Source organism: Candidatus Baltobacteraceae bacterium (genome assembly GCA_036489885.1).
Taxonomy (GTDB): Bacteria; Vulcanimicrobiota; Vulcanimicrobiia; order Vulcanimicrobiales; family Vulcanimicrobiaceae; genus JAFAMS01.
In genome coordinates this window covers 117,694-136,889 of the sequence record DASXEW010000001.1, presented here as the reverse complement: position 1 = coordinate 136,889, position 19,196 = coordinate 117,694, and the positions used below count along the sequence as shown (strand labels likewise).

At 59.9% G+C, this 19,196-nt stretch carries 17 protein-coding genes; 8 read left to right on the top strand and 9 right to left on the bottom strand.

Translation table 11 applies throughout. The annotated features are described in order from the left end of the window. Positions 1 to 136: 136 nt before the first annotated feature. Genes VGG22_00655 through VGG22_00645 form a run of 3 tightly spaced genes read right to left on the bottom strand, consistent with a single transcriptional unit; the run spans position 137 to position 2,258 of the window. Positions 137 to 559: a hypothetical protein gene (locus VGG22_00655; protein ID HEY1726872.1), complete on the bottom strand. Its 423-nt coding sequence runs from the start codon at positions 557 to 559 to the stop codon at positions 137 to 139. Further along, positions 556 to 1,668, bottom strand: a complete 1,113-nt coding sequence (locus VGG22_00650) for a hypothetical protein (protein HEY1726871.1) — start codon at positions 1,666 to 1,668, stop codon at positions 556 to 558. Before VGG22_00650 ends, VGG22_00655 begins: the two co-directional genes overlap by 4 nt. Then, complete coding sequence (locus VGG22_00645; GenBank protein HEY1726870.1) at positions 1,665 to 2,258, bottom strand: hypothetical protein; 594 nt, start codon at positions 2,256 to 2,258, stop codon at positions 1,665 to 1,667. The genes VGG22_00650 and VGG22_00645 overlap by 4 nt, the downstream gene beginning before the upstream one ends. 65 nt (positions 2,259 to 2,323) lie before the next feature. Between VGG22_00645 and VGG22_00640 the strand changes: the two genes are divergently transcribed. Further along, positions 2,324 to 3,331 (top strand): TRAP transporter substrate-binding protein, encoded by a 1,008-nt coding sequence (locus VGG22_00640; GenBank protein ID HEY1726869.1) that lies wholly within the window; start codon positions 2,324 to 2,326, stop codon positions 3,329 to 3,331. Beyond that, positions 3,331 to 4,200 (top strand): polysaccharide deacetylase family protein, encoded by an 870-nt coding sequence (locus tag VGG22_00635; protein HEY1726868.1) that lies wholly within the window; start codon positions 3,331 to 3,333, stop codon positions 4,198 to 4,200. Before VGG22_00640 ends, VGG22_00635 begins: the two co-directional genes overlap by 1 nt. Here the strand turns inward: VGG22_00635 and VGG22_00630 are convergent. Further along, positions 4,184 to 5,803 (bottom strand): long-chain fatty acid--CoA ligase, encoded by a 1,620-nt coding sequence (locus VGG22_00630; protein HEY1726867.1) that lies wholly within the window; start codon positions 5,801 to 5,803, stop codon positions 4,184 to 4,186. The genes VGG22_00635 and VGG22_00630 overlap by 17 nt on opposite strands. A gap of 15 nt (positions 5,804 to 5,818) precedes the next feature. Next, positions 5,819 to 7,051 carry an ABC transporter substrate-binding protein gene (locus VGG22_00625; protein HEY1726866.1) on the bottom strand — a complete coding sequence of 411 codons (1,233 nt, stop codon included), beginning with the start codon at positions 7,049 to 7,051 and terminating at the stop codon, positions 5,819 to 5,821. A 56-nt stretch (positions 7,052 to 7,107) separates the two neighbouring features. Between VGG22_00625 and VGG22_00620 the strand changes: the two genes are divergently transcribed. Next, a complete protein-coding gene (locus tag VGG22_00620) occupies positions 7,108 to 8,361 on the top strand; it encodes a hypothetical protein (GenBank protein HEY1726865.1) in 1,254 nt (417 codons plus the stop codon). Here VGG22_00620 and VGG22_00615 read toward each other — a convergent pair. Both VGG22_00615 and VGG22_00610 read right to left on the bottom strand, forming a co-directional pair. Continuing rightward, positions 8,358 to 9,410, bottom strand: coding sequence for an acyl-CoA dehydrogenase (locus tag VGG22_00615; GenBank protein HEY1726864.1), 1,053 nt, complete (start codon positions 9,408 to 9,410; stop codon positions 8,358 to 8,360). The genes VGG22_00620 and VGG22_00615 overlap by 4 nt on opposite strands. 1 nt (position 9,411) lies before the next feature. Further along, positions 9,412 to 10,527, bottom strand: a complete 1,116-nt coding sequence (locus VGG22_00610; protein HEY1726863.1) for an acyl-CoA dehydrogenase family protein — start codon at positions 10,525 to 10,527, stop codon at positions 9,412 to 9,414. Positions 10,528 to 10,623: 96 nt separating this feature from the next. Here VGG22_00610 and VGG22_00605 point away from each other — a divergent pair, with 96 nt between their 5' ends. Continuing rightward, positions 10,624 to 13,710, top strand: coding sequence for a TonB-dependent receptor (locus VGG22_00605; protein HEY1726862.1), 3,087 nt, complete (start codon positions 10,624 to 10,626; stop codon positions 13,708 to 13,710). On the opposite strand, the gene VGG22_00600 is transcribed toward VGG22_00605, so the two are convergent. After that, on the bottom strand, positions 13,711 to 13,962 hold the full coding sequence (locus tag VGG22_00600; protein ID HEY1726861.1) for a hypothetical protein: 252 nt from the start codon (positions 13,960 to 13,962) through the stop codon (positions 13,711 to 13,713). Positions 13,963 to 14,058: 96 nt separating this feature from the next. Between VGG22_00600 and VGG22_00595 the strand changes: the two genes are divergently transcribed. Further along, positions 14,059 to 14,577 (top strand): gamma carbonic anhydrase family protein, encoded by a 519-nt coding sequence (locus VGG22_00595; GenBank protein HEY1726860.1) that lies wholly within the window; start codon positions 14,059 to 14,061, stop codon positions 14,575 to 14,577. A 70-nt stretch (positions 14,578 to 14,647) separates the two neighbouring features. Here VGG22_00595 and VGG22_00590 read toward each other — a convergent pair whose 3' ends face one another. After that, positions 14,648 to 15,565 (bottom strand): hypothetical protein, encoded by a 918-nt coding sequence (locus VGG22_00590; protein ID HEY1726859.1) that lies wholly within the window; start codon positions 15,563 to 15,565, stop codon positions 14,648 to 14,650. A 316-nt stretch (positions 15,566 to 15,881) separates the two neighbouring features. Here VGG22_00590 and gcl point away from each other — a divergent pair, with 316 nt between their 5' ends. The 3 genes from gcl to VGG22_00575 are packed head-to-tail and all read left to right on the top strand — an operon-like array spanning position 15,882 to position 19,084. Continuing rightward, positions 15,882 to 17,621, top strand: coding sequence for a glyoxylate carboligase (gcl, locus tag VGG22_00585; protein HEY1726858.1), 1,740 nt, complete (start codon positions 15,882 to 15,884; stop codon positions 17,619 to 17,621). Positions 17,622 to 17,634: 13 nt separating this feature from the next. After that, positions 17,635 to 18,420 (top strand): TIM barrel protein, encoded by a 786-nt coding sequence (locus VGG22_00580; protein ID HEY1726857.1) that lies wholly within the window; start codon positions 17,635 to 17,637, stop codon positions 18,418 to 18,420. Beyond that, the gene (locus VGG22_00575; protein ID HEY1726856.1) at positions 18,392 to 19,084 is read left to right on the top strand and encodes an NAD-binding protein; all 693 of its coding nucleotides are present in this window, start codon (positions 18,392 to 18,394) and stop codon (positions 19,082 to 19,084) included. Before VGG22_00580 ends, VGG22_00575 begins: the two co-directional genes overlap by 29 nt. Positions 19,085 to 19,196 lie beyond the last annotated feature (112 nt).

Genomic DNA, 19,196 nt, shown 5'->3' with positions numbered 1-19,196 from the left:
CAAAGTCATTGATTGGCGAAGAGAGCGTCATGCTCTGCGAATACAGCCACGCGTTTTGCAAGGCGTGCGCCGAATCAAATGACGATCATTGCCTCAATTGCGGCGAAGAGCTCGTCGAGTGTGACGCCCCGGCGAGCTAGAGCTTTGTGCAAACGTCTCCGCCGCGATCGATCGTTTGCCCGTTCGCGAACTGCTGGAACTTGCGAACGTACTTCGTCGGACTCTTGATCACGTACACGATGCGCCCCAAAAGCGCCTCGCCGCCGCCCGCGGGATAATATGGCCCGGTCCACACCCACGTGCCCTTGACCGGTCCGCTCGATGTGAGATTCGCGTACGAGCCGTCCGCGCGAAAGTCGCGATACACAAAGCCGTGTAAACCCTCGACGTAGCCGAATACGGCGACGCCGCTCGGCCGCTTCGGGTTTCCATAGACGACCTTGAGCCACGGTGAGCCTTTCGCGAGTGGCGAGAAGGTCCAGTGCACGGGACCGCACATCCACGAGCCGACGAAGTATTTCGCCGCGGTCATAAGGACCGCGAAAACCAACATCATCATTGTTTGGCACTACACAGGGCGGAGGGTTGCGGTTTCGCTGGGCCCGTGTCATCGATCGCGCAGAATGGGATTGACCAGACGAAGTCGGCCTGCGTGGCAACGCGCGTTGATTTGTCGCTCGACCAGAACCATGCCGGATCGACGGCTCCGACGAACGAGTTCCCCGCCGGATCGAAGCCGCCGAACGACGTCATTTTTCCGGTGCGGTCGAAGGCGGCTCGCGCGTGACACGTCATGCACGAGGACTGGGCTACGAAGCCGTTCTCGGTAACGGAGTTGCCCAGACGCAGCGCGACGCCGGTCGTATCGGTGAAATCACTTTGGGTGCCCTTGAGGCAGTAGTGCGCAAAAGCCGCATCGATCTTGGCGTGCACGAACATCGCGTTCAACCCCGGTGTACGCGGACAAGGGCCATAACCCGCATTGCGCACCGCATTCGGCATAACGAAAGGAGTTTGGGCCCCGAACGTGTCGCTACAGCCAAGCGTGTCGCAGCGAGCCGGACTATTCTCATGCTCGAAGGTCGCCCATGTCCAATTCGGCACGGCTTTCGATATGATGTGCAGCGAGACGAGCGCGTACGCTTGACCGTTTGCGTCTTTGCTCACGTGATAGACGCGATACGCTTGCGAGGGATCTCCGCGGTATCCGGGGATATGCTCTATCGGATACCAGTTCGCTTTGACTTCGACGGCATCGACCGGAAAGCGCAACGTCGTCCCGAAAGCAGCCTGCAAACCTCGAACCGAATACAAGTGATTGTCGACGATGAAGTCGTACGCGGCCTGATTTCGATTCGTCTCCTCGCCCGCACCCTCAAGACTCGGGTCGTGAGCGGAGACGAGCGCCTGCGGCGAGAGACGCAGCGGATGATGCGTTCGAACGAAACGCGCAGGCTTTATCGTAAACGTGTCGCCGTCGTTGGGCCACGTCTCAAAGAGTACGTCGCTGTTACCGGACGTCGACGCGTCTGCGTTGACCTGTAGGAATAAGGACCACGCGAGCTGATCGGGAGCATTCATCGCCGGATTCGGCGACGTTTGTGCAAAGACAAGTCTCGCGATCAGCACGATTGCGACGACAGCTCCGGCCACGGCCGGAAGTTTCACGGGATGCTATACGACGCGAGCGTGCACGTCGTCGCGGGCAGATTGAGCGCTTGCGACGCGGCAAGATCGATTTGCACTTCGCCGATCCCCCTCACCATGTAAACGGTTCGCGGAAAGGGCAGAGGCGGATGACCGTTGTCGGTTTCCTTGAAGACGGAAACGCCCGTAAAGACCCGCGCGTAGCTCGTGACCGTCGTCAAACCCGCATACGTCACGGTGATAGTGCCGCCATAGCCGTCCGGCAATGAGAAACTCTGTCCGATGACCGGATTGATCGGCAGCTCCAGCTGTGGCGGATTGATTTGCACGCTCGGGTACGTCGGCGCAAAAACCCAGCCGCCCGCCTTCGTCCCTTGTGAATCGTTCATTTGTAATTCGCCGAATTGTACGCTCGGCTGTCCGGGTATCGTCAGCGAAAGCATGTTCACGAAGCCCGACACGCCGTTGATTGCGCCGTTCGATATCGTGCGGTTCGCCGCAATCCCACCCGAGCAGCTATAGATCCAGCGCGCTCCGGCGACGAGAGGTTGATACGGTTGCATTGATGCCTGCGCCAAAGCGCCGGCGAGTAAAACCGCGAGCAGTGTCATCTCTCTTCTTTCTCCGCAGATGCGGGGAAGGCTGCTTCTTCAAAAGCGCGGAAGGGCTGCGCCCCATGCAAAACCGACGCCGCTTTCTGACAGCCTCGGCCGCGACCGCGCTTGCGGTCAACTTCGTCCGCTTTCCCGGCGAAGCCGCCGAGTTCTCCATGAAGATTGGGACGGACAATCCCGAAACACATCCGACCAACGTTCGGCTCAAAGCAATGGCAGACAAGGTCCGCTCGCAGACGAACGGCCGCCTCGATTTGGGCGTGTTCCCGAATAGTATTCTCGGCGGCGACAGTCAGATGCTAACCCAGGCCCGCTCGGGCGCGCTGCAGCTGTGGTGCGCGCCCGATAACGTGCTGGCCAATGTCGTTAGCGTTGCGGCGATCAGCAATGTCGGCTTCGCGTTCAACGATGCCAAGCAGGGGTTCGCAGCAATGGACGGTGCGCTCGGCACATTCATCCGCAATCAAACCGGGAAAGTCGGACTGTACACGTTTGCCAAGATCTGGGACAACGGGGTCCGCGAGATCACGACGAGCACGAAACCGATCGCGCAAGCCAGCGATATGCTCGGATTCAAGATCCGCGTTCCGGCCAGCCCCGTCGCGATCGCGATGTTCAAAGCCATCGGCGCTTCGCCGTCGCCGATCGACTCCAAAGAGATGTACACCGCGTTGCAAACGCGTGTGATGGACGGTCAAGAAAATTCGCTCGCAATCATCGAGACGTACAAGCTGTACGAAGTCCAGAAATTCTGTTCGCTTTCGAATCATATGTGGGCCGGTTACTGGATGGCGATGAACTCGGCGGCAAAGGATTCACTCCCGAAGGACGTCTTCGACGTGCTCGAACGCAACATGAACGAGACTGCACTTCTGCAGCGCGGCGATGTCGAAAATCTGAACGCGACGCTCCAGCCGAAACTTACGCAAGAAGGGCTGACGTTCAACAACGTCAACCGCGACACGTTCAAGGCTAAGCTGCGCGATGCGGGCTTCTACGATCAACAAAAGAAGCTCTATGGCGACGAAGCCTGGGGACTGCTCGAGAAAGCCGTCGGTAAGCTGGCGTAATGGCGTTTCCGTGGCCTGACGGAAAACGCATCGCCGTCTGTCTCACGTGGGACGTCGACGGCGAATCGGCACTCTACTTTCGGTTTCCCGACCGGTCACGCGAGCAGCTCGGGGAGCTCCATCAGCGCATGTTTGGTCCGCAGGTCGGTGTGTGGCGCATTCTGCGCATGCTCGAGCGCCACGGCGTTCCCGGAACGTTTTACGTGCCGTCGTACATTGCTATGATTCATCCGGAAGTCGTCGATGCGTTCGTGCGCGCGGATTATCCGGTCGGCTTGCACGGCCACATTCACGAAGCGCTCGAGTTGCTCGACGAGGCGCGTGAAAACGAAATCTTGTCGCTCTCGAAAGCAATCCTCAGGGAGCGGTGCGGCTACACGCCGACGTTGTATCGTGCGCCCGGTTGGGAGCTCAATCGGCGCACGCCCGAGATTCTCATCCGAGGCGGCTGCCGTTCGGATTCGAGCTTGATGGACGATGAATCGCCCTACGCGCTTGAAACGCCGGCTGGGGCGCTGATCGAGATTCCAATTCAATGGGCCCTGGACGACGCGGAGTACTGGGGCCACACGCGCACCAATCGCGACAAGGCGCTCGCTGATCCCGAGACCGTCTTCCGTTTCTGGTCGGATGAATTCAACGGTATGTACGAGGACGGCGCGTGTTACGTACTCACGCTCCACCCGTTCATCTCGGGCCGTCACGTCACGATGAAGACGATCGACCGCCTCATCGCGCACATCAAAGGCTTTGACGGCGTCTGGTGGACCACGATCGAGGGCGTGACCGCGCATTGTGAAAAGCTGCTGGCCGGAGGCAAATTGCCGATCAAGCAATCGCCACTGCCTGCGCCTATACAGACGCGGTAGCGTACTTTTCCCTAAGCGTTTTCTTCGAGACTTTTCCGGTCGCCGTGTACGGCATCTCGTCGATGAATACGATCTCGTCCGGAAGCCACCAACTCGCAACTTTCGGCTTGAGAAAGGCGATGATCGCATCGCGATCGACGCTGCTTCCCGCGCGGCGCCGTACGATCAGCATCGGACGCTCGCCCCACTGGGTGCTCGGCATCGCAATTGCCGCAACCTCGTCGATTTCGGGATGAGCAAGCGCAGCATTTTCCAGATCGATCGAGCTAATCCACTCGCCACCCGATTTGATCAGATCCTTCGCGCGATCCGTGATCGTGAGATAACCCGTGGGGCTGATCGTCACGATGTCGCCGGTACGAAACCAGCCGTCTTTCGTAAACGCTTGTTCCGTCGCCGCTGGATTCTCGTAGTAGGCGCTCGCGATCCACGGGCCACGAATGCAGAGCTCGCCTTGCGCGAGGCCATCGTTCGGCAGTGTCGCACCGGCGGGGTCGATGATCTTCATATCGACGCCGTAGAGACAATGGCCGGCCATCGACTGGTATTTGCGGACCTCGGGTGACTCGCGAATCTCGCCCGGCAAGCATCCGGTCGTGCAAACCGGACTTGCTTCGGTCATCCCCCAACCCTGCGCGACCTCGATGCCGCGTTTCTCGAACGCTTCGATCATCGTGGGCGGTGCCGCAGAACCGCCGACGCGCATCGCTTGCAGCGTCGTCAGTTGCAAGCCGTTCTCTTCCACATACGTCAGCAAACGATGCCAGATCGCCGGAACGCCGCCCGCGGTTTTGACGCCTTCCGCTTCCATCAGCTCGTATATTTGCTTGCCTTCGTAACCTGAACCGGGAAGAACGAGCTTCGTCCCCATGATCGGCGCCGAATACGGAATGCCCCAACCATTAACGTGAAACATTGGGACGAGCGGCAGCGCGCAGTTTCGGCCATCGATGCGCCGATTTTGATCCACGCCTGCCGCGGAGAGCGCATGTAAGACCGTCGAGCGGTGACTGTATAGTACGCCTTTCGGCTCACCGGTCGTTCCCGAGGTGTAGCATAGCGACGACGCGGTGCGCTCGTCGAAAACCGGCCAGTCGATGCGATCGGGTTGTGCGGCCAAAAGCGATTCGTAGCAATATACATTCGGAAGCGAGGTTTTGGGCATCGTCGCCTCGCCCGTGAGAATGACGTAACCGCGCACCGATTTGAGCGCCGGCGCTATCGCCTCGAGAATAGGCACGAAGGTCAAATCGGAGAAAATATAGCGATCCTGCGCGTGTTCCACGACGTACGCAACCTGCGCCGGATGCAAGCGTGGATTCGCAGTGTGCAGTACGGCACCAATCCCCGATACGCCGTAGTAGAGCTCAAAGTGCCGGTACGTATTCCAGGCGAGCGTCGCAACGCGGTCGCCCGGTTCGACGCCGAGCGCACGCAGCGCGTGCGCAAGTCTTGCGGCACGGCGGGCCGCTTCACCGTATCCATACCGGTGAATCGGCCCTTCTACCGTCCGCGTGACGATTTCAACGTCACTATGCCATTGCGCGCCGTACGAGAGGAGCGAGCTGATCATCAGCGGCGCGTCCATCATCAGCCCGAACATGACGCGTTCTTCCTTTTACTTACGCGCGGACATCAACGTTCCGAAATTTACCCACTTTCCGTCGGTGTACTTCGAGAGTTGCATCTGACGGATCGGGAAGTGATCTTCCGGACTTGTTTCGATGACCATCCCCGGCAGCACGAACGGATTGTTCGTCTCGTGCAAATGGAGCGAGGCCTGCATAATGTTCTCGCGCGTCAGGTTCTTACCGGCTTTCGTCAGCGCATCCATCATGGTAAACGCCGCGCCCATTCCGTACAGATAGAATGAGTCTGCCGGATCAGAGCCCGGAGCATATTTAGCGAGAATCTCGTGCTCGAGCTTGATGCCGGGATCGTTCTGCATCGCCGCGTCGCTTGGATCTTTGAGATACTGAATAGAGATGACGCCATTGGTAGCTGCCGGACCGCCTCCCGTCGTTGCTGCACGCATGACCGACTGCGAATTCGAAACGACGTTGAGATAAACGGTCGGCTTCCACGAGAGCTGCGCGATCGACGCGAGAGACTGCGTGCTGAACTTCGGTGTTGCAAAGATGAAGACGGTGTCTGCACCGCTCGCTTTCAACGATGCGATCTGCGACTTGACGTCGGGATCTGTCGTCTCGTAGCTAACCGTCTTTACGATCAGATTCGTCTTCGAGCCGAGCCCCTTGTTCAAGCCGTTGAGATAATCCTGACCGTAGTCGTCGTTCTGATAGATGACGCCGATCTTTGCGGTCGGATCGTGCTGCAGCAAATACTTCGCGTAAACGATCGATTCGGCTTGATAATCGGGCTGCCAGCCGATCGTCCATGGGAATTTTGCCGAGTCGAGTGCCCACGTCGTTGCGCCGGTCGCGACGAAAAGCTGCGGAACTTTGTTGTCGTTCAGATACGGCCGCAAGACCGTGTTGACCGGAGTTCCGAGCGGATTGAACATTGCGAAGACGTGATCTTGTTCGACGAGCTGCTTGGTAAGCGTCAATGATTGCGGCGGATTATAGGCGTCATCGAGATCCTTGTAGATGACCTTCCGTCCGTAGACGCCCCCTTTGGTGTCGTTGATGTAATCGAAATACGCTTTTGCGCCTTTTCCGATCGAGCTGTATGCCGACGCCGGTCCGCTATACGGATGGACGCCGCCCAAGAGAATCTGCGTACTCGTTACGCCCGGGACACTTTGTCCGGTCGCCGGCACGATCGTAGCCAAACAAAGGGCTACAACCGCGACAATGGACGAGACGAACCAACCTCTACGTGCGTTCATGCCTCTCCCCTCCGCGTTTTGCGGTGGCCTGTGTTACGCTCGAAGGGAACGAATCCATGCTAGAAGCGGTCGACGACCTGCGCGCGAGCGCAAACGCAGCCTATCCCCTCTCACAACCGCTTCCACCGGGAGCGTATGGTGTGTTCGGCCCCGAGATCGCCTTCGGCACACCCGCATATGCTGCATCGGACGCGCGCGCCATTTCGCCGGCGCTCGTCCCGCCGCCCGATCCGATTCCAGGCTGGCGTCTTAGCGGTTCGCTATGGCCCGGCGAACGTTACGTCGCTCGCATTCCGCGAAAATGGAACGGCCGTCTTGTCGTCGCGGGGACCCCCTCGCAGCGTAGCGAGTTTGCAAACGATCTGATCTTTTCGGATCCGCTCTTGGCGCGCGGCTACGCCTACGTCTGCGGGAACAAGTCGCAAGGCGAAAGTCATGTTATCCTTTCGGGAACGTCACGGCTCGAGATCGGCGGCGTTGTGATGCCGCGTTTCTTCATCCCGGGCGATCTCGCAATCGCATTTTGGCAACACGCGCCCGGGAATACGCTCGCGCGCTGGATGGACGAGTTCTTTGCCATCACCGACCACGCGCGCGAAGCGATCGCGCACGTTCATCACCGTGAACCGGAAGCCGTCTACGCCGTCGGGCTCTCGAACGGCGGCAACCAGGTTCGCTTCGCGCTCGAGCGGAGCGATCGATATAACGGTGGTCTCTGCTGGAATGGTGTGTTGTGGACGGAGCGGCACAATCTCTTGCGTCAACTTCCTCAGGCCGTCGGGGCCATGAAATCGCGAGACGCCGGGCAACTCGAAGCACTCGGCTTTCCACCCGACGTCCCCGGCATCTCGGGCGGCTCGCTGTACGCGAAAAATCTTGCGACCTATTGGGTCGTCACTGCCTGGCTGCTCGCGATGTCGTTCGATCCGCAAACGTCGACTGTGTACGGCGATGTGGACGTTCCCGAACCCGCCGAAGGCTGGAATGGGAAAATCGGAGATTGGCGGATCGACCGTTCACCGAAGATTCTCGAACGAATCGGCGCGTACGCTCACACGGGAGCGATTCGCGCAAAGATGATCGACATCGCGTCTGAGCACGATCATCTTCTCCCGCCGAAAATGCACTTCTATCCATATGGTGAGATGGTTGAGCGCTCCGGGTGCGCGGCGCTGTATCGAAGCGAGCTGATCCCGAACGCGCAGCACGTCGATTCCTGGTCGGAAGATCCGAACTATCCGCAGATGCGCCCGGCACATCCGCGCGTTATGGCCGCGCTCGATGAGCTGGTGCGGTGGGTCGAAGGCTAGCTTAGGTAACGATCCAGATGATAGTCCACGTCGCCGAACAAGCGCTCGAGCGACGTCATTCGCTTGAAATACGCGCCGAGCTTGTACTCTTGCGTCATCGCGATCGCACCATGAAGCTGCACGGCGTTCTGTCCGACGAAGCGTCCCGAACGCGACACTTGGATCTTCGCGCCGGCGATCGCACGCGCTCGCGCCTCAGCGTCACTTTCGTCGTCGGCGGTCATCGCCGCAACATATGCCATCGAACGCGCCAGCTCGAGCTCGGTGAACATCTCGGCCATTCGATGCTGCAAGGCCTGGAACGATCCGATCGGGACGCCGAACTGATTGCGCTCCTTGAGATATCCGAGGGTCAAGTCGAACATCGTTCCCATCAACCCGACGGCCTCGCCGCAAAGCGCCGCATTCGCGTACTCGAGGCCGCGCTGCAATAGCCCGACGCCCGGCGCGTCTCCGATGCGTGCCGATTCTTCGACGATGACTGCATCAAGCTCAAGGCGCGCGACAGTGGTGCCATCCTCAGCGATCTCATCGTGGCGCTGCAGACCACTCGAGCCCGGCGCGACGGCAAAAAGCGTGACGTCGCCGTCCGTCTTCGCGGACACCAAGAACGTTGCGTCGCCGCGCGGAACCGGAACGCGCACCTTCTTGCCGGTCAGAACATAGCCGCCGTTCGAGCGTTCCGAGCGTGCCGAAACTGCCCCAGGATTGTAATGGGCGCCCGGCTCTTCGTACGCGACCGCGAAGCGTCGCTCGCCCTCGATCAAGCCTTCAAGCTGATCGCTGCGGCCTGCAGCGCGTAAGATGGCGGCGGGGAACACTGCGCACGCCGCATACGGTTCGAGATACAATCCGCGTCCGAATGCTTCCATGACGAGCATCGTTTCGAGCGCACCGCCGAACCCGCCCAAATCTTCCGGCGCACCGATACCAAGCCATCCAAGCTTCGCGAATTCGCGCCACGGCTCGGCCGGCGCGGGCTGCTGCGCGACGAATCGCTCGACGCTGTCCTTGATGAGCGTTTGTTCGCCCGACAGTTTGAAATCCAAGTTACAGCCCTAAGATGCGCTTTGCGATGATGTTCTTTTGAATTTCGTTGGAACCCGCGTAGATCGAGGCTTTACGATAATTGAAATACGCTGCGGCTTGCGCTGTTTGTGCGTAAGGGCCGACCGCGTCCAACGCGAGCTCGGCGAGGGCTTGTTGAATCTCGGTTCCTTTGATCTTGAGAATCGAGGACTCAGCTCCGGGCCGTTTTCCGGCTGACGCGGCAGCCAGCGTTCGCAGCTCCGTATAAGCGAGGGCGGCGAGCTCGATCTCGACGAGCGCGATACGCTCGCGAAGACGACGGCTGTTGCGGCCTTCGCGCTCGATGATCTCGCGGAGTTGGGCCAGCTGCACGCGACAGCGAGCGACGCCGGCCGTCCCAGTACGCTCATGCTCCAAAAGGAAGACCGCGTAGCGCCAACCTGCATTTTCCTCGCCGACGAGGTTTTCGAGCGGCACCTCGACGCTCTCGAAATGCACTTCGTTGATTTCGTGACCACCGTCAAGCGTCTCGATTGGACGAACGCTGACGCCCTTCGACGTCATGTCGATGAGCAAGAACGAGATGCCCTTGTGCTTGGGAACGTTCGGATCGGTGCGGACGAGCGCAAAAATCCAATTCGCATATTGCGCTCCGGTAATCCACGTCTTCGTTCCGTTGACGAGGTAGCCGTTACCGCGGCGCTCCGCGCGCGTTTGCAACGAAGCGAGATCCGAGCCCGAGCCGGGTTCAGAATAGCCTTGACACCACCAGTCCTCAGCGCTCAGTATCCGCGGCAGGAAGCGCGCACGCTGCGCATCGTTCCCGAACTCCATCAGGATCGGAGCGAGCATATTCAAGCCGAACGGTATCGTACGCGGCGCCCAGCCGTACGCAAGCTCCTCTTCAAAAATATGACGTTGTACCGGAGACCAACCCGGGCCGGCGTACTCTCGCGGCCACGATGGTCCGGCCCATCCGCGTTCCTGCAAGATGCGTTGCCAGCGTACGTAATCGTCTTTCGCCAGCGACTCTCCGTCGCGAACTTTTTCGCGGATATCTGCGGGGAGGCGCTCGGCGATAAAGCTGCGGATCGTCGTTCGGAAATCGATCTCAGCCGTGCTGAACGCCAGATCCATGCCTTCTCCTTTAGATAAGGTTAAGACCCGGTTCAGCGCTCATAACTGAGAATCCGCTGAGAGTTGTCGAGGCAATGGGTACGAATTGACATCGAGATGTTTCGCCGTACCATGGCCTTCGGTCTCGCGCTCCTCTTCGCGCTGGCTCCCACACTCGCGCGCGCGCAAAGCGACACCGGAGAAATCACGATCACCGTCGTTGACACCAGCTCGGGTAAGCCGCTGGATGACGCGCGTGTTTTCCTGACCGGCGCCATGCTGGTCAGCGCGCTCACGCAGAAATCGGGAACGGTGAAGTATACGGACGTGCCGACGGGAATCTATCGCGTCCGCGTCTCGCGTCGCGGTTATGACGCTGCGCGAAGCAACGAGTTCGAGGTTCTGGACGGTAAAGATGTGACGGTGAAGTTCGCGATGATCCCCTCGCAACCGGGAGGTCAGGCGAACCAAAGCAATTTGCGCGTCATCGGCACGGTAGTCGTGCATTCGAACGTGCGGATCAACACCAACGATATCTCCGATGAAAGCCCGATCCGGCGTATCTCGGATTCGATGATGGATGCACTCGACAAGATGGCCGGCGTTTCCGTCAACCAAGATTCGAACGATCCTGATTCCGCGGTGACCGTCTCACTGAACGGACACGACGAATCGCAGACTGCGATTTCACTTGACGGCATACCGCTCGGAATGCCCGGAACGGCCACCAACATGCGTGGCGTCAACAGCGATCTTTTCTCCGGCGCCAGCGTTAGCTTCAGTCCAACCGCATCCGGCCTCGGCGGCGGCGTGAACTTCCGCACGATCGAACCGACGCAGAGCTGGAACGAAAAGCTCTCGACTACGTACGGAACGTACGACCGTTGGAATTACGCGGTTCAGGCCACGGGGAGCATCGGTCCGCTTGGAATAGCGGTCATGCACACCGACCGAGGGGGCAACAATCCGCTCACGTTTCAAGATTACGAAGACTCGAGCGGCATAACATATCCGCACGGCGGCTTCAGCGACAATCTCGGCGATCTCGTCAAGCTGCGCTATCGTTTCGGAGATGCCGTTACGTTGACGGGTTCGTTTCTGTCCTCGAACGGTTCGATCTCGCAGGTCTGCACGCAGTGGGCCACGGTACTCCCATGCGGCATCGGACCCGACAACAACCGATACAACAAATTTCAGTTCGACTATCTTACCGCGGCCTCGCTGATCGGAAACGTCGCGTTCACGGCGACCGCGTTCTCGATCACGAGTCACAATCTCGTCGACGATCTCAACGAGTTCATCGACGATGTTCCCAACCCGCTCGAAACGCTCAGCCAAAGCCGGACGAACGGCTACGCGTTCACGGCATCGGTCGCGCACAACAAACATACCTTTACGCTGACCGGCAACATCGAAAGCTCGATGAACCAGTTTACGCCGCTGACGTTCACGCCGTTCGTAGTTCAGTCCGGAATCGGCGTCAACGCTCACCAGCTGAACTTCGCCGATTCGATCAAATCGACGGACAAGCTCAATCTCAATTTTAACGGTTCGCTCGCGGATACGTCGGGTGTCGGCTATTCGGTCCTGGGCGGAGGCGGCGCGACATGGCGGCCGACCGGGCACGATACCGTTCAGCTTGCGCTCAATCTCGGAAGCGCTCAGCCGCCGCCGACGACGCCGCGCACGTTCAGCGATCCGGCGCTAGCGCGCTTCAATTGCGACGCCGGAACTTCGATCGTCAGCGGCCCGGGCGACCAAGGTGACCAAAAGCAATCATCGACGAGCTACAACCTTGATTGGACGCATCTCTGGCGAACCGGACAGATCACCTTCAATGCATTTCGTCAAACGCAAATCGGCCAGACGATCAACGCGCTCGTCAACGCCGATGGTGAGCCGCCCGATTATTTCCCCGCCGGATACGTCGGTTCGATCGGACAAACATGGTCGCAAGGGACGATCTGCGGAGCCCTTCCGTTCAACCCGAGCGGCGTTTACGTTAACGAGCCTATAGCGGGAACGGCGCGGGCATATCAAGGCTTCGATGTAAGCGGACGAATCGCGCTCGGACCGAACGTCGTCGTGCTTCCAACGTACGCACTCAACAGCGCGATACTCCTGGCTGCCGATTCGCGCCTGACGACTGCTCAATCAACCTCGATCGTCGGTGCGCAGCTTCCTGGGCGACCCATTCATCGCGAAGGCGTGACGTTCGATGCAGAGCTTCCGCATAACGGTTTCGAGCTGCTCGCAAACGCGCAGTACACAGGCTCGAATAACAATCGCTATCTCGATCCCTACACGACCGTCAATTGGGGAATCTCGCACGCATTCGGACCCGGACGCTTGACGCTGTTCGAAACGAATGCGTTCAACGCAGTCTCCGGGGAGTTCTCGACGCTTTTATACGCCAATCCGGTTCCGGTCAGCGGCGGCGGCGTCGTGTTCTTTGCTGCGAATCCGCTCTTGCCGCGGACGATCAGCCTGAACTATACCGTGGCCGTCGGAAAAGGCGCGCAAAAATCTCCGTCGACACTTGCAAATGCCGCACGCATGGCGGCGCGTGCCGGCGGCGGAGGCGAAAGCGGCGCACCTAATGTTGGGGGCGGATTCGGCCGGCGGCCCGGTGGTCCGGGTGCCTTCCGCCGTAACGTTCTTCCGGCGGGTGGCGATCCGTTTTCGCTCGCGACCGATAACCCACTCTGCAATGCGGCAGCCCAAGAGATTGCGAAGCCCTTGCTCGACGGATTGCGCGCGTACGTTACCGCATACGAAAACAAAGCCCCGCTTCCGCCGGCAGGCGAGTACACCGTCATCGCACACATGACGGCAGCCGGCAGCGCGGTTCCCTATTGGCTTGAGATACGTCCGCAACTTCCACCCGGCGGTCCACCGAACGGCGCAAGGCCTTTCCCACAGCGGGGTTCGAGTCAAAACGTTGCGATCAATGGTGCGCCGGAGATCTCGCCGCGACCCGAACCGTCAGGCAGCGCAGGTCCGCGTCGTCGCGGTGAAGGTCCGGAGCGCTTCCGCGCAATCTTCGCGTGCGAATACATCGCTTTGCTCACGCCGGATCAGGCCAAAGCAAAAGGCATCGATACGAATGGACGCGTGTTCATGGGATATGCGCCCGGCATCGGAATCTTCGGCGTACAGCCGCGACAGCTGCCACAAGGCGGCGGCAGCGTGCGGGATCAGTAGCTATTGGTCGTGGAACGTCCCGCGCTGCGCGCTTTCGTCTAACACGAGATCGTCGAGATAGTAGTAGACGATCTTGCGATCGTCGAAGCCGACTTTCACAAGCTGTTCGCCGCCGATCTCTACAACTTCGTGAACATGTCCGGTCTTGCCGGCATACTCGTAGTTCACGCTCGAGTAGCGCGCATCATCGGGCTTCGGATTCGGCACTGCCTTCACACCGCGCAGTGCTGTTTGATGTCGATGGGAACTCAAAGGGTCCTCGCGCCTAAACGATAACTGTTGGGGCCTAACGTTCGGGGGAGGAGCAGCAGCGTCATGTTCATCGAGTACCGCGGGAAGCGGCCAAAGGTGGCAGAAAGCGCATTTATCGCGCCGACGGCCGTATTGATCGGTGACGTCGAGATAGGTGAGGAATCGAGCGTTTGGTTCGGCGCCGTCCTCCGCGGCGACAACGGGCCGATTCGCGTCGGTGCACGCAGCTCGATTCAAGATAACTCGGTCCTGCACGTCAGCCACGATTGCGAAACCGTCGTCGGCAACGACGTCACGATCGGCCACAGCGTAACACTCGAAGATTGTCACATCGAAGATTGGGCGCTCGTCGGTAGCAACGCCGTCGTCTTGAACGGCGCGGTCGTTGGACGCAAATCCCTGATCGGCGCGGGGAGCGTCGTCGGCGCGAACTCGCATATTCCGCCTCTCACCGTCGCGGCCGGCGCACCCGCAAAGGTGAAAAAACCGCTCGAAGGCGAGGCTGTCGGCTGGTGCGAGCACGCACCGCCTGAATACGTAAAACTCTCGCGCTCGTACCTCAGGCAGGGTATTGGTGACCCCGAGCTCCACGAGCTCGCCGAAGCGAAAGTCTAGACTCTTCTAACGCAGCGCGAAGAGCGGCGCCATCGCCTGAACGCCGGGATTGCCGACGTGACGCAAGTTGTCATGATGTGATGCGGAACCTCTGAATGTAATCACCTGAGCCGTTTGCGCTAGCCCAGACGGCCCAGATATAACCCGTCTTAGGATCGATCGCCAGCGTGTGAATCGGATGCTTGGTGATGAGCGATGCGACCGGCGTCGGAGCAGCACCGCGACGCAAACGCAAGACGGCGATCGTGCCGCGTCCCGCGCAGGCAAGTAAATGGCGCTGCTGATCCAAATCGCACTGATCGACGTGCGACGGATATGTGGTTTGCGCGATGAAACGTCCGGACGGAGCGTAAACGGCAAGGACGCCATTCGTTCCGCCGACGACGATCTCGTGATAGGTCGCGTCGTACTGAAGCGGATGATTGGACTCCAACATCGGCGTCTTGACCGTCTTGAAGACACGCATCGCCTTGGGATCGATCTCGACGAACTCGTTCAGGTCGGGGACATTTTGATAGACGACGTGCGTCACCGGATCGACGACGAGATACTCTTCATCGTGGCCCGGCAGCGTGACCGTTCCGACACGCTGCATGGTACGTACATCGATGACAAACACGCGCGAGCCGCCGTCTTCATCCGCGTAGATACGGTGATAGAACGGATCGTACGTGATAGCGTCGATCGGTCCCGCAACGTCGACGTCCGTCGCCGACTTGCACGCGACGGGATCGACTTTGCTGACGGTACGGTCCGTCCCATTTCCCGTATAGACGTCACCAGTTGCAAGATCCGGAGCGGAACCGTGCATCGGGCCGACGTGGACTTGGCAGATTACTTTGCCGGTATCTGCATCGGCGACGAGCAAGCGGCCGCTCCCGCCGTGCGCAGCATAGATGCGACGGCGTACCGCGTCGACAGTGACATAGTCAAACCCGCTGTAGGCTCGAACCGGCGCGGCTGCGGTGACGGGCACGATTATCGGCATTTCAACTCCCTAAACGTGGAACGTCGTTGTCGACCAAGTCTGTCGAAATGGAAGACCGAACTCCTCCGCGCCTGTGGAGATGACGTTAAACCTTACTCACAACTCCGAAGCCGATCAATCCCCCATTGCGACGCGTCGTTGTTGAACAGGTTGTTGAGGCCGAGATTGAACGTCAAATGTCCGACGGTCTTGGAGAGATTGGCGTTCAAAACCAATACGGCGGCCTGTCGAATCCCGATGCTCCATTGACAGGCGGCCGGGGAATCCGCTAGCGTGATTGCATTCAAAATTCAGAATGCAAAGCGAGGGTCGATTCATGATGACTGCCGCCGAAGCTGCGGTTCGTGTCCTCGAGAGCGAGGGAGTCGAGGTCATTTTCGGGATCCCGGGGGCCTCGATTCTCCCGGTCTACGATGCGTTGCGGAAGTCGAGCATCCGGCACATCGTCACCCGCCACGAGGAGGGTGCGAGTCACGCCGCCGACGGCTATGCCCGGGTCACCGGCAAGGTCGGTGTTGCCCTGGCAACGTCGGGACCGGCCGGGACCAACTTCGTCACCGGGCTGTACACGGCGATGGCGGACTCGATCCCGATCATCACGATCACCGGGCAAGTTCCGGTCGGGCAACTGCACCGCGAGGGCTTCCAAGCCGTCGACATTTGCGAGATCGTGAAGCCTGTCGTCAAGCGCGCCTTCCTTTGTAAGGAAGCCGCGCAGGTTCCGGCCGTTTTCCGCGAGGCCTTCCGGCTCGCGCGCGAAGGACGGCCCGGCCCGGTGCATATCGACTTGCCACAGGACGTGCAACAGCAGTTGATTGCTTACGACGCGGCGATCGACGAGCCGCTCCCGGTGTTCGCGATGCCGCCGAGCCGTGCGAAGGTGCGGTGCGCAGTCGAGATGCTGGCAACGGCCGAACGTCCCGTCCTGATGCCCGGTGGCGGGGTCATCATTGCGGAGGCATCTGAACCTCTGGTTGCGCTGGCCGAACATTTCCAGATGCCGGTCAGCCCGACGCTGATGGGCAAAGGCGCGATCGACGAGTTGCATCCGTTGTATATGGGCATCGTCGGGATCCAGACCCAGCAACGTTTCGCCAACGCATTATTCCTCGAATCGGACACCGTGTGTGCGATCGGCGCGCGCTTTGCGTCGCGGCATACGGGCGATCTCCCGACGTATCGAGGAGAGCGGCGCTTCATCCATGTCGACGTCGAAGCCACGCAGATCGGTCGCATCTTCGAGCCGACGCTGGGGATTGTCGGCGACGCGCGGCTCACGCTCGAAGCGATGCTGGCCGAAGCGCGCCGGCTCTATCCGCAAGGCGTGCAGCGCGCGGCGTGGACACGGCGCATCACGGAGGCTCGCCGTACGATTCTCCGGCGCATGGATTTTGCAGACGTGCCGATCAAGGCGCCGCGCGTCTTCAACGAGCTCAATGCGTTCTACGACGGCGACACGACGTTCGTCACCGCGATCGGCTTGTATCAAATCTGGTCGGGCCAATTTCAAATCACTCGCAAACCTCGACGCTACTTGGTTTGCGGCCAGGCTGGCCCGCTCGGTTGGGAGATCAGCGCGTGTACCGGTGCAAAAGTCGCTGCACCCGAGCGCGAGATTGTCGGAATCGTGGGCGACTATTCTTTCCAGTTCTTGATGGAAGAGATCGCGGTCGCTGTGCAACATCGCATTCCGTTCGTGCTCGTCATGCTGAACAATGCGTATCTCGGCCTGATTCGGCAGGCCGAACGCGGCGCTTTCGGATTTGATGCCAACTATGAAGTCGGGATTGGCTACGGATCCGACGGTTACGGAATCGATCACGTCAAAGTGATGGAAGCAATGGGCGCGCGCGGTGTGCGCGTCACCGACCCCACACGCATCCGCGACGCGCTTGCCTGGGCTCGCTCGACCTCAAATGCCGAGCGCATCCCGACCCTCGTCGAGATTCTCATCGAGAAAGAAGAGAACGCAGCGATGGGCGCATCGATTGCTGCGGTCAAAGAGTTCGACGAAATCGTCGATCTCGCGCCTCGTGGGGAGCCGGCGATTGCTTAGGTTTTCAGCCAACTTGTCGTTTCTCTTCGGCGAGCTTGGCACGATGGTCGAGCGCATCGACGCGGCCGCTGAGTGCGGCTTCAATGCGGTCGAGTACATGTTTCCGTACGCCGAGGATGTTGGCGCCCTGCGTGCTCGCTTGCAGCAACGCAAAATGAAACAGGCGCTCTTCAATTTGCCTGCCGGCGATTTCGCGAATGGCGAACGGGGCATCGCCGTCGATCCACGGCGCGTTGCGGAGTTTCGCGCCGGCGTCGCGGATGCGATCCGCATTGCCGGCGAGCTCGGTTGCCCGCGCATCAACTGCCTGATCGGCAAGACGCTTCCCGACGTCGACGCGGCGACGACGCGCGCGACACTCGTCGACAATCTCCGCTATGCAGCGGACGCGTTCAAGCCTGCCGGCCTGACGCTGCTGATCGAACCGCTCAACCGCATCGAGACGCCCGGCTTCGCGATTGGGACGAGCAGCGAGGCGCTCGAGCTCATTGCCGAAGTGCAGCAGCCAAACTTCAAGCTTCAATACGATTGCTATCACGCGCAGCGTGCCGAAGGCAATCTGATCGCGACGCTGCAAGCTCACATTGAAAAGATCGGGCACGTGCAGATCGCCGACTCACCCGGACGCAACCAACCAGGAACCGGCGAGCTTGCGTACGATCGCATCCTACGATCGCTCGATGCGTTCGGGTATCCGGACTGGGTCGGTCTCGAATACAAACCATCGAACAGGACGCGCGAGAGCTTCAGTTGGATCGAAGCATACGGATTTGAACGTATGGCAGTCGAGGTGCGATGAGGGACGCGCTCCCGGCGATCGGCTTCATCGGCCTGGGCATCATGGGTGCGCCGATGGCAGCGAACTTACTGCGCGCCAATTTCGCTATCGTTGTCGACGAACGCCATGCGGGACGTCACCGAAGCTCGTCGCGTCAGGTGCGCGTTCCGCGCCGACTCCGCGCGCTATTGCAAAGACGCTCGCGAACGACGGCGTTGATACACTCGACGCCCCGGTCAGCGGCGGCCAACGCGGCGCGATCGATGGTACGCTCTCGATCATGGTCGGCGGTCCGGAAAAGACATTCGATGCGATGCTGCCGATTTTGGAAAAGCTGGGCCGGAACATCGTGCACATCGGCGAGTGCAGCGCCTGTCAAGTCGCCAAACTGTGCAATCAGATCGTCGTCGGTATCACGATCGAAGCCGTCGCCGAAGCGCTGGCGCTCGCCGAAGCATCCGGCGTCGACGCTGCCAAAGTACGCCAAGCGTTACTCGGCGGGTTTGCGCAAAGCCGCGTTCTCGATGTGCACGGTCAACGAATGCTGGGTCGACAGTTCGCACCCGGCTTCAAAGCCATGCTGTACCGCAAATATCTTTGCGATCGCGGACTGCCGCCCATAAGGCCGGGCTTGACCTACCGGTCGCGCACGTCGTCTTCGACCAGAGCCTTTTGCGCATGTTGATCGAGGCTCAAGCGGACGCTCGCTAGCCTCTTTGCGAGCGCCGAACGAGCGCTCGAAAATTCTCTCAGGAGGGGAATCGCATATAGGTACGCTTTTCACTCCTTGCGCAAAA

Excerpts from the sequence above, each read along its gene's own strand:
- VGG22_00655 (HEY1726872.1), bottom strand. The coding sequence starts at position 559 with ATGATGATGTTGGTTTTCGCGGTCCTTATGACCGCGGCGAAATACTTC.
- VGG22_00645 (HEY1726870.1), bottom strand. The coding sequence starts at position 2,258 with ATGACACTGCTCGCGGTTTTACTCGCCGGCGCTTTGGCGCAGGCATCA.
- VGG22_00640 (HEY1726869.1), top strand. The coding sequence starts at position 2,324 with ATGCAAAACCGACGCCGCTTTCTGACAGCCTCGGCCGCGACCGCGCTT.
- VGG22_00635 (HEY1726868.1), top strand. The coding sequence starts at position 3,331 with ATGGCGTTTCCGTGGCCTGACGGAAAACGCATCGCCGTCTGTCTCACG.
- VGG22_00630 (HEY1726867.1), bottom strand. The coding sequence starts at position 5,803 with ATGTTCGGGCTGATGATGGACGCGCCGCTGATGATCAGCTCGCTCCTC.
- VGG22_00625 (HEY1726866.1), bottom strand. The coding sequence starts at position 7,051 with ATGAACGCACGTAGAGGTTGGTTCGTCTCGTCCATTGTCGCGGTTGTA.
- VGG22_00620 (HEY1726865.1), top strand. The coding sequence starts at position 7,108 with ATGCTAGAAGCGGTCGACGACCTGCGCGCGAGCGCAAACGCAGCCTAT.
- VGG22_00610 (HEY1726863.1), bottom strand. The coding sequence starts at position 10,527 with ATGGATCTGGCGTTCAGCACGGCTGAGATCGATTTCCGAACGACGATC.
- VGG22_00605 (HEY1726862.1), top strand. The coding sequence starts at position 10,624 with ATGTTTCGCCGTACCATGGCCTTCGGTCTCGCGCTCCTCTTCGCGCTG.
- VGG22_00590 (HEY1726859.1), bottom strand. The coding sequence starts at position 15,565 with ATGCCGATAATCGTGCCCGTCACCGCAGCCGCGCCGGTTCGAGCCTAC.
- gcl (HEY1726858.1), top strand. The coding sequence starts at position 15,882 with ATGATGACTGCCGCCGAAGCTGCGGTTCGTGTCCTCGAGAGCGAGGGA.